This window comes from Micromonospora aridisoli (assembly GCF_056150025.1).
In genome coordinates, this window is the sequence record NZ_JAXCFK010000004.1 from 406,544 (window position 1) to 419,872 (window position 13,329).

Consider the following 13,329-nt stretch of genomic DNA (forward strand, 5'->3'; position numbering starts at 1 on the left):
GAGAGTAGTACGGGAACGGCACCGGACAATTGACTGACCGACCAGACGATCCCGGTGGCGGGACCCGAGTCCGTCACCCAGCCGGCGGGAGCTGCGTCAGCAGGGTCTCCAGTCTGGGTGTCAGCTGCCACTGCGTGACCAGTTCCCGGTACTCCGCGCGCTGGTCGACGGTCGGGTCGGCACCCGTACGCCGGGCTCGGATGAGCAGGTTGCGCGGGGTGTGCGCGGAATCGACGAACTCGACCACCTCGGCCCGGTAGCCGTGTAGACGCAGCAGCGCGGCGCGCAGCGCGTCGGTGAGCACGTCCGCGAAACGCTCCCGCAGGATGCCCTGCCGGGTGAGCAGGTCGTACGGTGCGGGCGCCGGCCGTTGCCGCAACTGCGCCGCCACGTCGTGGTGGCAGCACGGTGCGGCGAGCACCCATCGGGCGTGCCAGCGCACCGCGCGGGCCAGCGCCTCGTCGGTGGCGGTGTCGCAGGCGTGCAGCGCGAGCACCAGGTCGGGCGGCGGTTCGACGGTCGCGTCGGCGATCGTGCCGGCGACGAAGCGCACCTGATCCGCCCAGCCCAGCCGCTCGGCCAGCTCGGTGTTGCGGCGGCGCTGATCGTCGCGGACGTCCACCCCCACCAGCTCGACGTCGAGGCCGGACCGGGACAGATAGCGGTAGGCGGCGAAGGTCAGGTACGCGTTGCCGCAGCCGAGATCCACCACCCGTAGCGGGCGGCCCAGCTGCTCGGCCAGCCCGTCGGGAAGGGTGGCGGCGAGCGCTCGCAGGAACGCGTCCACCTGCCGTCGTTTCGCCGCCGATCCGCCGATCTCGGCGAACAGGGGGTCACCCGGATCGAGCAGGTACGCCTTGGCCCGGTCGTGTCCGGTGGCCGCCACGGGGGCGACCGCACGCTTCGCACCCGTACGGTGCACCTGGGCCTCGCCCGACTTGGTGACCCGCAGTTGCAGGGTGGTGTCGGCGGTCTCCACGTGCCAGTTGCCGAACGGTTCGGCCAGCAGCGCCGCCACCGCCGCGTCCGCCTCCGGTCCGGGACTCACGTTGCGGGTGTGCGGCCGGGCTCCGTCGGAGGTGGAGATCTGCAGCCGCTGGCCGGCCTTGAGGGCGACGGGGCGCAGTTCGGCCCGGACCACCGAGGGACGCTGGCCGCGCCGCCGTCCGGCCGCCACGGCCCGGGTCAGCGTGGGTCCGAGCAGCAGCGAGCGGACCTCGGCCAGGGCGGAGTCCAACGGTTGGGGCATCGCTCCATCTTCCAGGGACGGCCGGGTGGCGGCCGAGCCGGGCACGACGTACCGCCCGGGTGGCGGCGAGTCGTCCGGGAGTACCGGTCGTTCGCCGCCGGTCCGGGCGGTCGGACGTCAGTCGGTGGTCGCTTCGGTGGCCGCACCGCCGCCGGAAGCGGCACTGCGGCGGCGCCGGCGGCGACGCGGGCGCGTAGCGGCCTCACCGGCACCGGTCTCGGTGCTGCCGGCGGTTGCCTCGGTGGGAGCGCCGTCGGCGGCCGGCGCCGTGCTCTCGGTGCCCGACACCGTCTCGCCGGCCCGCCGACGACGGCGACGTCGGGGAGTGCGGGTGCCCTCCTCGGCGGCGGTCCCGGTGGCGTCCGGGGCGGTGTCGTCACTGCCCTGGCCGCGACCACGGCCACGGCCGCCGTCACCACGGCCGCCCTCACCACGGCCACCCTCGCCACGGCCACCCTCGCCACGGCCACCCTCGCCACGGCCGCGACGACGGGTGCCGCGCGGCTCACCCCGGCGGGGGCGACCACCGCCCAGGTCCTCCTCGACCTCGGCGGCCAACCCGGCGCGGGTGCGCTCGGCGGTCGGCAGGGTGCCGGTCATCTCGGTGGAGATGTGCAGGTCGGTGTAGAGGTGCGGGGAGGTGTGGTACGTCTCCGGCGGCTCGGGCATGTCCAGCCCGAGAGTCTTGTCGATGATCCGCCAGCGGGGCATGTCGTCCCAGTCGACGAAGGTCACCGCGACGCCGCTCGCGCCGGCCCGACCGGTACGGCCGATCCGGTGGGTGTAGGTGTCCTGGTCTTCCGGACAGTCGTAGTTGATCACGTGGGTGACGCCACTGACGTCGATGCCCCGAGCGGCCACGTCGGTGGCGACCAGGGTGTCGATCTTCCCGGCCCGGAATGCCCGCAGTGCCCGCTCGCGGGCGCCCTGACCAAGGTCACCGTGCACCGCCGCGACCGCGAAGCCACGGAAGTCCAGGTCCTCGGCGACCCGGTCGGCGGCCCGCTTGGTCCGCGTGAAGATCATGGTCAGGCCGCGGTTCTCGGCCTGCAGGATCCGCGCCACAATCTCGATCTTGTTCATCGAGTGGGTGCGGTAGACCAGTTGCTCGGTCTGCGGCGAGGGGCCGGTCTCGGCGGTGTGGCCGGCGTGGATCGTGATCGGGTGGCGCAGGAAACGCCGGGACAGCGTCACGATCGGGTCCGGCATGGTCGCGCTGAAGAGCATGGTCTGCCGGTCCTCCGGCAGCATCGCCAGGATCCGCTCGACGTCGTCGAGGAACCCCAGGTCGAGCATGCGGTCGGCCTCGTCCAGCACCAGCGCGCGCACCCCGTGCAGGCGCAGGTGCTTCTGCTTGGCGAGATCCAGCAGGCGACCCGGGGTGCCGACGAGGATCTCGACGCCCTTGCGCAACGCCTCGATCTGCGGCTCGTACGCGACGCCACCGTAGATCGGCAGTACCCGGACGCCACGGGTGCGGCCGGCGGCCGCGATGTCCTTGGCGACCTGGATGCCCAGCTCCCGGGTCGGTACGACGACCAGGGCCTGGGGCAGCCCGTCGCCGCCCTCGTCGGGTGCGAAGACCCGCTCCAGCAGCGGTACACCGAAGCCCAGGGTCTTGCCGGTGCCGGTCGGGGCCTGCCCGATCAGGTCGGCCCCGCGCAGCGCGATCGGCAGCGCGTACTCCTGGATGGCGAAGGCGCGGGTGATGCCGGCCGCGGCCAGCGCGTCGACCGTCTCGGCGCGCGCGCCGAGCTCGGCGAAGGTCGGTGCCTCCGGTCGCACCGGGGCGGTTGGGGCCAGTTCCTGGCCCTCGATGAGGTCTTGAATCGGCTCACTCATGTGGATTTGGGGGTGCCCTCTCGTGGGTGCGCCCCGTCATGTCCTCAGGGCGCGTTCGGTATGGCGCGGGCCACACGGTCGGCGGCAGAAAGCCGAGCGGACCGGGCCGCACGCGCGCCGTGGGTCGCACTTCGACCGGATCGGAGTTGACTCCGGCCGGGATCGGCACCTACGGCAACTCCTCCATGCTACCTGAACGGGCCAAACAGCGTCCCGATTCCGAGGCTGCGAGCGTCGCTGCAAAGGTTTCCATGTGACCTGTATCACTCGCAAGGGGCGCGAGCCGGGCTCTCACGCGGTGCCCCGGGTGGTGCCGCCGGACGGTAACCTGCGCACGTGTCCGCCCCCACCCCGCCCGGCCACGCCGTCACCGACCTGCTCGGTCTGGTGGCCCTCGGTGAACTGCTCGCCTTCGACCGGATCGCGGCCGACGCCCGGCTCGCTCCCGACCTGCGCCGCCGGGCCGCGCTGAGCGAGATGGCCGCCGCCGAGATCACCAACTACCGACGGGTCGCCGACCGGCTCACCGCGCTGGGCGTGCTGCCGGACGACGCGATGGCCGCCTACGTCACCCCGTTGCAGGCGTACCACGACTCGACCGAGCCCCGCGACTGGGCCGAGGCGGTCACCAAGGCGTACGTCGGTGACGCCATCACCGACGACTTCCTTCGGGAGATCGCCGTCGCGCTGGCCGAGCCGGACCGGCAACTGGTCCTCGACGTCCTGCACGAGTCGCGGTACGCGGAGTTCGCCCGGGCCGAGATCCGGCTCGCGGTCGAGGCGGATCCGAGGGTGGCGGGCCGGCTGTCGATGTGGGCGCGCCGCCTGGTCGGGGAGGCGCTGTCCCAGGCGGGGCGGGTCGCCGCCGCCGATCACGGGGCGCTGACCGCGTTGATCGTCGCGGGCGGGCGGACCGACGTGGCGGAACTGTTCCGGCGGCTCACCGCCGCGCACACCGCGCGGATGGCCGCCGCCGGGCTCAACAACTGAGCGAGACCGGCAACAGGGTGGTGGGGGTGCCGGCCCCCGCCACCTGCTGCCGGTCCGCCGGAACGTCAGCGGACGGTGAAACCGACCGCCCGTGGGGCCGCCTCGGCGATCTCGACGTAGGCGACCTTGCCGACCGGCACGATGACCCGCCGGCCCTTCTCGTCGGTCAGGGAAAGGGTGCCCTCGCCCCTGGCGACGGCGTCGGTCACGATCCGCTCGATCTCGGCCGGCGACTGCGCGCTCTCCAGGACCAGCTCACGCGGCGCGTACTGCACGCCGATCTTGACCTCCACTGTGCCTCCTCCGTCGGGCGAAATGGCCGCCCTGCGAAGGCTATCCGATCACAAGGTCGAAGTTCAGGCTGACTCACCTTGCAGCGGGAAGCTGGCGATACCCCGCCAGGACAGCGCGGCGACCAGCGCCTCCGCCTCGGCCTTGGGCACCTGGCGGCCACCGGCCAGCCAGAACTGTGCGGCGGTCTCGGCCGCACCGACCAGGCCGGAGGCGAGCAACTCCGCGTGCGCCCGGCTGACGCCGGTGTCGGAGATGATCGTGTCGGTGATCGCCGCGATGCAGCCCTGCTCGACCCGCTCCACGCGCTGCCGGACGGCCGGCTCGTTGCGCAGGTCGGATTCGAAGACCAGGCGGAACGCCTCGCTCTCGTGGTCCACGAAGTCGAAGTACGCCCGCACCGAAGCGCTGACCCGCTCCTTGTTGTCGGTGGTGCTCGCCATCGCGTCGTGCACCTTGGCGACGATCGCGTCACAGTGGGTGTCGAGCAGCGCGAGATAGAGCTCCATCTTGCCGGGGAAGTGCTGGTACAGCACCGGCTTGGAGACCCCGGCCCGCTCGGCGATGTCGTCCATGGCCGCAGCGTGGTAACCCTGCGCGACGAACACCTCCTGAGCGGCGGCGAGCAGCTGCTTGCGGCGCGCCGATCGGGGCAGGCGCGTGGGTCGGCCGGCGGTCTGGGCGCCGTTCCCCACAGCGGTCATGGGAACCTCCGAGGTTGTCGTACGGGCCGGCATTTCACCCGAACCGGTCGGGGCCCCTCGGCCCCTCGCGGAATTGGCCCGCCGCTGTAACTTATCGCCACTGTCGCCACACGGTAGCCTCAGCGGGGGGCGACCAAGGAGCGCGCGGTGAGTGAAACAGGGCAACCCGGTGCCGCCACCCCGGGAGAGCACGGCGACGGGACGGGTCAGCGCGATGACCTGGCCCGTTCCGGCAACGGGTGGGCCCCGCCACCGGCCGACTGGTCGTGGGGTTCAGCGGGCACGCCGGGGTCCGGCACGACCAGGCCCGGGTCCGAGTCTCCGTCCGGGTGGGCCATCGCCTCGTCACGCCACGCCGATCTGCCCGCTCCCGTCGGTGAGCAGGGTGAGCCGGAGCGGCCCGTCCGGGTCAACGGCAACCACGTCAACGGTCACCAGACGAACGGGACGCCGGTCGGGGACCCGTCGCCGGCTGGTCGGCACGTCCCGGTCAGCGCCCCGCCCGGCCCACGCGGGCCGGGCCAGGACCGTCTCGTCGTACCGGCGCCCCGCCCGCTTCCGTCCGGCGAACAGCCGGTGACCTCCACCACCGGCCTGCCGACCTCGTCGCCTCCCGCCGTGCAGGTGCCGCCCGTCGGCACCGCCGCCTCCGGTTTCGAGATGCCACCCGGCCTGCACGCGCCCACGGCTGAGCGGGCCGGGGAAGGCCCGTCGCACAGCGGCCACGCATGGGACGACGGATTCCCGCCGGTGCCGCCGACCACCGATCAGGCCGCCGGGCAGGCTGACCGCCCCTCGGCGTCCGGCCCCGACCAGCCCGCCCGGTGGTCGGCGGCGTCCGGCCCCGACCAGTCGGCCGGCTGGTCCGCCGCCGAGCAACCGGCCGGCGACGTGGACCGGCCGAGTTGGGCACAGCCCGGCCCGGCCAGTGACTGGGCGCCGCCGTGGGCGCGCGACGAGGGTGAGCCGGCGGACCGCCGGTCCCGCGATGCGTCGGCCCGGCCCTGGACCAGCGAACCCAGCCGGCCGTACGAGCCGGTACGCGCCGAGCCGACCCGCCCCTACGAGGCGGTGCGGGTCGAGCGGCCCCGCCCGTACGAGCCCCACCGGGAGGCCGAGCCCGGTTCGGCCGGGCAGTCAGCCGCCGCGGACGACCCGGCGGACCGGCCGCACGCCGTCGACCCGACCAGCGCCCCGCCGGCCGACCAGCGTCCCTCCTGGGCGCGGGCGGCCGAGCTGCCCCCGGCCGAGGAGCGTCCGTCCTGGGCGTTGCCCCCGGTCGGCGGCACACCCGCGGACGAGCGTCCGTCCTGGAGCAGCAGTCCGACCAGCGCCCCGCCGGCCCCGCAGCGTCCCTCGTGGGCACGGGCGGCCGAGCTGCCGGCGGCGGAGGAGCGTCCGTCCTGGGCGTTGCCCCCGGTCAGCGGCGCACCGGCGGACCAGGGCCGACCCTGGGGTACGCGGAACGAGGAGACCCCGCCGTGGGGCAGCCGGTCCGGCGGTCAGCCGGTCGACGAGCGTCTGCCGTGGGCGCTGCCGCCGGCCAGTTCCCCACCGGCCGGCGTGCCGTCCGGCGACGCCGCACCGACCAGCGCCCCGCCGGCCGGCGTCCGTCCGGCCGCCCATAACCCCAGCACACCGCGGGCCGACGTGCCGAGTCGACGGGAGACGCCGTCCGAGCCCGGCTCGACGCCACCGGTCACCGAGGCCCGGTCGGCCTCCGATCCTCCCGGGTATCGACCGTTCCGGCTACGGCCGGTGCCGAACGAGCCGACACCCGCGCCCGCCGCGGCTCCCGCCTCGCCGGAACCGACCCCCGCGACCGACCCGGTCGCGGGTGAGCCCGGCCGACGCGAGCGCACCCCGTCCGCGCCCGTCCCGACGAGCGCAGCCCCCTATGCGGCACGCCGGTCCGCGCCCGATCCGGTCCCGCCGACCGAGCCGGCCGGCGACGGGTCGCCGGACAGCACCACGGCGGTGTTGCCGCAGCGCGTCCCCGCCGAACCGGACGTGCCCGTCGTGCCGGAGCCGCCAGCCGTGGAGCCACCCGCCGAAACCCCGGAACTCGCCCGGATCGCCACCCATCTCCGCCGTGACGACGAGCCGGCCCCGCTGCGGGACCGGCCGGAGGGCTTCGACGTCAACGCGATCCTCACCGCCGTCCGAGGAGTCGACGGCGTACGCGACGCCGCCCTGCGACGCACCCCCGCCGGAGCCCACAGCCTGCGCCTCGATCTCTCCGACGGTGCCGACCCGGCCGAGGTGAGCCGGCACGTCGCCCGCCTGCTGCAGGAGCGGATGGGGCTGGCCGCCGCGCCGCGCGGCCTGCCCGGAGTGCCCGCCGTCCCGGTCCGCCGGCGCTCCGCGGAGACCCGGGGCGAGGGCGCGGAGACGCGCCCGGTCGCCGAGCCTCGACGGCCGGCCGTTCGACCCGCCGGTACCCGGACGGAAACGCCGCCGAGTCGTACGGAGACGCCGCAGAGCCGGACCGAGGCGTCGCCGAGCCGGCCGGAGGCCGTGCCGGAGTCCACCCGACGGCGACGGCAGTCGCCGGCCCCGAACCGGGGCCGGGTGGTCGTGGACGAGGCGGGTGCGTCGGGCAGCCCGGCGACGCTCGCTGCCTCCTACTCGGGTGGACAACTCACCACCACCGAGTCGGCACCGTCGCGTCCGCTGGACACCGGCGGGGTGCCGGGTCCCCGGGTGGTGCTCGACCACGTCCAGGTGAGCACGTTCGGGCTCGACGCCAACGTCGAGGTCCGGCTCCTCGCCAACGACCAGAGCGCCTCGGGGTACGCCACCGGGCCCGCGGTGGACGGGTACGTGCTGCGGCTGTGCGGTGTCGCGGCCGCGGCGGCGGTCGACGAGCTGCTCTACGCCGCCGGCCCCACGGCGGAGCGCGGACGGTGCTTCGTGGAGCACGCGGCGGTGGTGCCCTTCGGCAACTGCGAGGTGGCGACCGTCGTGGTGCTGCTGGTCTGCGACGGCTGGGTCGAGCAGTTGGCCGGTTCCGCCCTGGTGGCCGGCGACCCCCGGCAGGCGGTGGTGCGGGCGACCCTGGCCGCGGTCAACCGCCGACTGGAGGCGCTGCTGGCGTGAGCCGTTCCAGGCAGACTGGAACGGTGAAGCCTGCCACCCTCTGGCCCGAGCGGCTGCTGCCCACCCATTCGGTTCCGCCACCCTGGCCAGGTCGCGAGGTACGACTGGACGGGGCCGTCACCTACGTCCGGGACACCCCGGCCACCGGTTCGGATGCCGAGCCGGCCCTGTACGTGCACGGCCTGGGCGGCTCGTCGCAGAACTGGACCGACCTGGCGGGCCTGCTCGCCGAGCGGCTGGACGGTCAGGCGATCGACCTGCCCGGCTTTGGTCGCAGCGAGCCGGGCCGGCGGTACACCGTGCCGGTCTTCGCGGAGCGGGTGATCCGTTGGATCGAGCACTCCGATCGTGGGCCGGTACACCTGTTCGGCAATTCGCTGGGCGGGGCGATCTCGGTGCGGGTGGCCGCGCTGCGGCCGGATCTGGTCCGGACACTGACCCTGGTCTCGCCGGCCCTGCCGTTCCTCGACTTCCGTCGGTCGTTGCAGGGACGGATGCTGCCCCTGCTGGCGATCCCCCGGGGCGAACGACTGGCCGCCTGGCGGCTGGCCCAGTTGGCACCCGAGGTGATGGCCCAGCAGGTGATGGAGGCGTGCGTGGCCGACCTCAGCCGGATCAGCGACCAACGTCGGCGGGAGGCGCTGGAGGAGATCCGCGTCCGGTACGAGGCGGAGCACTACGCGGCGGCGTACGTGCGCACCTTCCGTGGTCTGGTCTCCAGCTTCCTGCGGTCGTACCTGCCGGGTTCGGGGTCCCTGTGGCGGATGGCCCGGACGGTGCGCGCCCCGACGCTCGTCATCGGGGGCCGGCAGGACCGGCTGGTCGACGTCCGGGTGGCCCCGCAGGCGGCGCGGGTGATCCCGGACAGCCGGCTGCTGATGATCAACGGTGTCGGGCACGTGGCTCAACTGGAGGTGCCGCGCCTGGTGGCCCGGGCCGTGCTCGGGCTGCTCGCCGAGACGGGGGAACCCGCCCGCCGGGCCGACCTGGCAGGATGACCGGGTGCGCAGCCCTGGTAGCCGTCGTCGGTCGGCTCGTCCCGCTGGTCGGCATGCCCTCCGGCGCGGGTCCCCCGAGCACCGTCGAGCGGTAGATCAGACCCGGGCTGCCGGGAGCGAGCGGCGGCGCTGGCGGCCGGGCGCGCTGGTCCGGGTGGCGGTGCTGGTGACGGCGGTCGGTGCCGCGGTGGCGGTGGTGGCCGGCGGCACCGGTGCGGGCTCGGGCTCGGCCGGCGAAGTCGCCCCGGTGGCCTCGCGGCTGGCCGTGGCGCCGCCGTCCCTGGAGCCCGCGGAGTCGCCGCCGCCGTCGCCGGTGGAGGTGTCCCCGTCGCCGGAGACGCCCCTGCTCCAGGAACCGGGTGCGATCCCGTCGACCGGCCCGGGCCGGTTCGGCTATGACGACCGGGTCGGCCCGGTGCTGGGTACCGCCGGTGGTGTCCGGCGTTACCGGGTGGCGGTGGAGTCCGGCTCCGGTGTGGACGCGGGTGAGTTCGCCCTGGCGGTGCGGACCGCGCTGGCCGGCCCGGGGAGCTGGGTGGACAGCGGCCGGCTGCGGCTGCGGCAGGTGCCCGCCGACTCACCGCACGACTTCACCGTCTACCTGGCCACGGCCGGGACGGCGGGCCGGATGTGCGCCGCCGGGGGCGTCGACATCCGGGTCGGTGGCCGCCCGTACACGTCCTGCCGGGCACCGGGCAAAGTGATCATCAACCTGGACCGGTGGCGACTGTCGGTGCCGCACTTCGTCGAGGCGGACGTGCCGCTCTCGCTCTACCGGACGTACGTCGTCAATCATGAGGTCGGGCACGAACTGGGCAACCGGCACGAGCGCTGCCCGGGCCGTGGCGAGCCGGCTCCGGTGATGATGCAGCAGACGCTCTTCCTCAAGGGTTGCGTGGCGAATCCCTGGCCGTACCTGGACGGCCGGCGGTACGCGGGTCCACCGCTCTGACCGACGCGACCGATCAATAATGCGGTGATATGCCTGAATAGGGTGCGACGATGGCTTCATGCCGTCTTCACCCCTTTGGCGCGATCGCGGCCGCTCCGGCGATGCCCGAAGACCCGGCGGTCCGCCTCCCGGGCCGTTGCCACGGCACCGGACCGTCGCGACCCTGGCGATGGTGCTGGTGCTGGCCGTCACCGCCGCGGTTCTCCTGGTCCGGACCGGGGAGCGGGGGACCGGTCCGGACCGGGGTGCCGGCAGCCGGATGGCGTACGGAGCGGCCGACGAGCGGACCGGGCCGAGCCGGTACCCGCGGGTGGGCGACGGCAGCTTCACGGTCGCCGGTGACGGCTCGGCGGTGCAGGGCGAGGACGGGCCGGTGGCGCGCTACCGGGTCGCCGTCGAACAGGGCACCGGTCAGGATCCGACCGCCTTCGCCGCCGAGGTCGACGCGGTGCTGGCCGACCGGCGTAGCTGGATCGGCTCGGGCGAGCTGCGGGTGCAGCGGGTCGCCGGGGAGGTCCCCGCCGACTTCACCGTCTACCTGGCCACTCCGCTCACCTCCGAGGCGATGTGCGCCGAGGGCGGACTGAGTACCGAGGGCTACACCTCGTGCCGGCTGCCCGGGAAGGTCATCATCAATCTGGCACGCTGGCTGGAGGCGGTCCCGGACTACGGGGCCCCGCTGGCGGTCTACCGGGCCTACGTGATCAATCACGAGGTCGGGCACGAATTCGGGGAGGGGCACGAGGCGTGTCCGGCCCCCGGGCACCCGGCGCCGGTCATGCAGCAGCAGACGTACGGCCTGGACGGCTGCCTGCCGAACGCCTGGCCGATCCTGGACGGGCGCCGGCACGCCGGCGACCTGATCGACTGATCGCGGTCCCGCCGCCTATTCCCGCTCCCGCATGGCGGGCTACGTGTCCCTGCTCATGGTCGATGGGCGCGTCGGCGAGCGACAATGGCCCGGTTGTCCGCCACATCGATCCCGGGGAGTCCACCGTGTCGCTGCCCCCGCTCGTCGAACCCGCCGCCGAGCTGACCGTTGACGAGATCCGTCGCTACTCGCGCCACCTGATCATCCCCGACGTCGGGGTCACCGGGCAGAAGCGGCTGAAGAACGCCCGGGTGCTCTGCGTCGGTGCCGGCGGTCTCGGTTCGCCGGCGCTGATGTACCTGGCCGCCGCCGGGGTCGGCACCCTGGGGATCATCGACTTCGACACCGTCGACGAGTCCAACCTCCAGCGCCAGATCATCCACGGCGTCTCGGACGTCGGCCGCTCCAAGGCCGAGTCGGCCGCGGCGAGCATCCGCGAGATCAACCCGCTGGTCAACGTCGAGATCCACAACACCGCGCTGGACCGGGACAACGTCCGTGAGATCTTCGCCCAGTATGACCTGATCGTCGACGGCACGGACAACTTCGCCACCCGGTACATGGTCAACGACGCGGCCGTGCTGCTCGGCAAGCCGTACGTCTGGGGGTCGATCTACCGGTTCGACGGTCAGGCCTCGGTGTTCTGGGCCGAGCACGGTCCCTGCTACCGCTGCCTCTACCCGGAGCCCCCGCCGCCCGGCATGGTTCCCTCCTGCGCCGAGGGTGGTGTGCTCGGCGTGCTCTGCGCCTCGATCGGCTCGATCCAGGTCAACGAGGCGATCAAGTTGCTCGCCGGCATCGGTGAGCCGCTGGTCGGCCGGCTGATGGTCTACGACGCCCTGGAGATGAGCTACCGGAAGATCAAGGTCCGCAAGGATCCGAACTGCGTGCTCTGTGGCGAGAACCCGACCCTCACCGACCTGATGGAGGACTACGAGGACTTCTGCGGTGCGGTGTCGGTGGAGGCCCAGGAGGCGGTGGTCGACGCGACCATCACCGCTGCCGAGCTGAAGGAATGGCAGGACGCCGGCAAGGACATCTTCCTGGTCGACGTCCGGGAGCCGGCCGAGTACGAGATCGTCCGCATTCCCGGCGCCACCCTGATCCCCAAGGGCGAGATCCTCTCCGGTGAGGCGCTGTCCAAGCTGCCGCAGGACCGCCAGATCGTGCTGCACTGCAAGTCCGGCGTCCGCTCCGCCGAGGCGTTGGCCGCGTTGAAGGCGGCCGGTTTCCGCGACGCGGTGCACGTCCAGGGCGGCGTGCTCTCCTGGATCAAGCAGATCGATCCCTCGCTGCCCGCGTACTGACCCGTAAGGAAGGGCCCCTTCTTAACGCCTCCGGTAGAGAAGGGGCCCCCTTTTAACACCCTGCCGTCGGTCGATCCCACCTGCCCGTACTCCTGAGGCGGGATCACGTTTGCGCCGGTAGCGTGGCCGCCGTGGTCGACATCGACGCCGCGATCGGGTTCGTGGTGGCTCACGGGGACGCGGTGGAGCGTGCCCGCCTGTCCTGGTTGCGTACCGGCACGCCGCCGCCGCCCGAGGTGCTCGACAGCGCCGAGGTCGGGCAGACCCTGGGCGGTGGCTGGCCGGCGTCCTGGGGCGAGGAGGTCGCCTCGGTCGACGCGACCTGCTTCCGCCTCGCCGAACTGGACGACCTCGGTGCGTTGGGCCGTCCGAGCGCTCGCCGGGCGCTGGACTGGCTGGCCGCCGGGCAGCGGCGCGACGGCTGCTGGGAGGAGGACCCGGCCCTCGCGGAGACCGCCCCCGAGTGGGCCCGTCCGGGCGACCCGGAGGCGCGGCTCTATTTGACCGCCAACGCGGCGTTCTGGCTCACCGTGGCCGGCCTCGACGCCCGGGCCGCCGGACCGCTGGACCACCGGGTCGGCGGAGCGTACGCCGGCGTGGTGCATGCCGCCAGCCAGGCGCTTGCCGCCCACCTGCGGCCGGACGGTTCCTGGCCGTCCTTTCTGGCCGCCGGATGGCTGAGCGCGGCCGTGCTGCACCGGCAGCAGATGTTCTACGAGTCGGCGCAGATCAAGGCGGTGCTGGCGGAGCGGCTACCGCAGGCGTCGGCGGCGGACGCCGCCTGGCTCGCCTCGACGTTGCGCCGGGTGGGCGTCGACCATCAGGAGTGGACGCTGGTGGCGGCCCGCCGCCGGCTCACCGAGACGCAGCGCAGCGATGGCGGCTGGAGCAGCGACGACGGCCACCAGTTCGACGTGCACGCCACTCTCACCGTCATCCGCGCCCTCCGCTGACCGCGCCCCCTCGCCGTTGATCATGAAGTTAGCGGCACCGGAAAACGCTCTCCGTGCCGTCAACCTCATGATC

11 protein-coding genes are annotated in these 13,329 nt (G+C 73.7%); 7 read left to right on the forward strand and 4 right to left on the reverse strand.

Annotated elements, in window-relative coordinates; translation table 11 throughout:
* Nucleotides 1-73: 73 nt before the first annotated feature.
* Nucleotides 74-1,249 carry a class I SAM-dependent methyltransferase gene (locus SM447_RS11330; protein WP_474572704.1) on the reverse strand — a complete coding sequence of 392 codons (1,176 nt, stop codon included), beginning with the start codon at nucleotides 1,247-1,249 and terminating at the stop codon, nucleotides 74-76.
* A gap of 117 nt (nucleotides 1,250-1,366) precedes the next feature.
* The gene (locus SM447_RS11335; RefSeq protein ID WP_474572705.1) at nucleotides 1,367-3,091 is read right to left on the reverse strand and encodes a DEAD/DEAH box helicase; all 1,725 of its coding nucleotides are present in this window, start codon (nucleotides 3,089-3,091) and stop codon (nucleotides 1,367-1,369) included.
* A 336-nt stretch (nucleotides 3,092-3,427) separates the two neighbouring features.
* Here SM447_RS11335 and SM447_RS11340 point away from each other — a divergent pair, with 336 nt between their 5' ends.
* On the forward strand, nucleotides 3,428-4,081 hold the full coding sequence (locus SM447_RS11340) for a ferritin-like fold-containing protein (protein ID WP_474572706.1): 654 nt from the start codon (nucleotides 3,428-3,430) through the stop codon (nucleotides 4,079-4,081).
* Nucleotides 4,082-4,146: 65 nt separating this feature from the next.
* Here SM447_RS11340 and SM447_RS11345 read toward each other — a convergent pair whose 3' ends face one another.
* Together SM447_RS11345 and SM447_RS11350 are read right to left on the reverse strand one after the other, a co-directional pair.
* Nucleotides 4,147-4,374, reverse strand: coding sequence for a DUF3107 domain-containing protein (locus SM447_RS11345; RefSeq protein WP_474572707.1), 228 nt, complete (start codon nucleotides 4,372-4,374; stop codon nucleotides 4,147-4,149).
* Between the two features lie 63 nt (nucleotides 4,375-4,437).
* Nucleotides 4,438-5,076: a TetR/AcrR family transcriptional regulator gene (locus SM447_RS11350; protein WP_131302398.1), complete on the reverse strand. Its 639-nt coding sequence runs from the start codon at nucleotides 5,074-5,076 to the stop codon at nucleotides 4,438-4,440.
* 147 nt (nucleotides 5,077-5,223) lie between these two features.
* Between SM447_RS11350 and SM447_RS11355 the strand changes: the two genes are divergently transcribed.
* From SM447_RS11355 to SM447_RS11380, 6 genes are all read left to right on the forward strand, one after another.
* A complete protein-coding gene (locus tag SM447_RS11355; RefSeq protein ID WP_474572708.1) occupies nucleotides 5,224-8,175 on the forward strand; it encodes a hypothetical protein in 2,952 nt (983 codons plus the stop codon).
* Between the two features lie 23 nt (nucleotides 8,176-8,198).
* Nucleotides 8,199-9,173 (forward strand): alpha/beta fold hydrolase, encoded by a 975-nt coding sequence (locus SM447_RS11360; RefSeq protein ID WP_474572709.1) that lies wholly within the window; start codon nucleotides 8,199-8,201, stop codon nucleotides 9,171-9,173.
* A 154-nt stretch (nucleotides 9,174-9,327) separates the two neighbouring features.
* Complete coding sequence (locus tag SM447_RS11365) at nucleotides 9,328-10,125, forward strand: DUF3152 domain-containing protein (protein ID WP_474572710.1); 798 nt, start codon at nucleotides 9,328-9,330, stop codon at nucleotides 10,123-10,125.
* Between the two features lie 136 nt (nucleotides 10,126-10,261).
* On the forward strand, nucleotides 10,262-10,996 hold the full coding sequence (locus SM447_RS11370; protein ID WP_474572711.1) for a DUF3152 domain-containing protein: 735 nt from the start codon (nucleotides 10,262-10,264) through the stop codon (nucleotides 10,994-10,996).
* A gap of 125 nt (nucleotides 10,997-11,121) precedes the next feature.
* On the forward strand, nucleotides 11,122-12,303 hold the full coding sequence (gene moeZ / locus SM447_RS11375; RefSeq protein WP_474572712.1) for an adenylyltransferase/sulfurtransferase MoeZ: 1,182 nt from the start codon (nucleotides 11,122-11,124) through the stop codon (nucleotides 12,301-12,303).
* 80 nt (nucleotides 12,304-12,383) lie between these two features.
* Nucleotides 12,384-13,256 (forward strand): prenyltransferase/squalene oxidase repeat-containing protein, encoded by an 873-nt coding sequence (locus SM447_RS11380; protein WP_474572822.1) that lies wholly within the window; start codon nucleotides 12,384-12,386, stop codon nucleotides 13,254-13,256.
* Nucleotides 13,257-13,329: the final 73 nt, after the last annotated feature.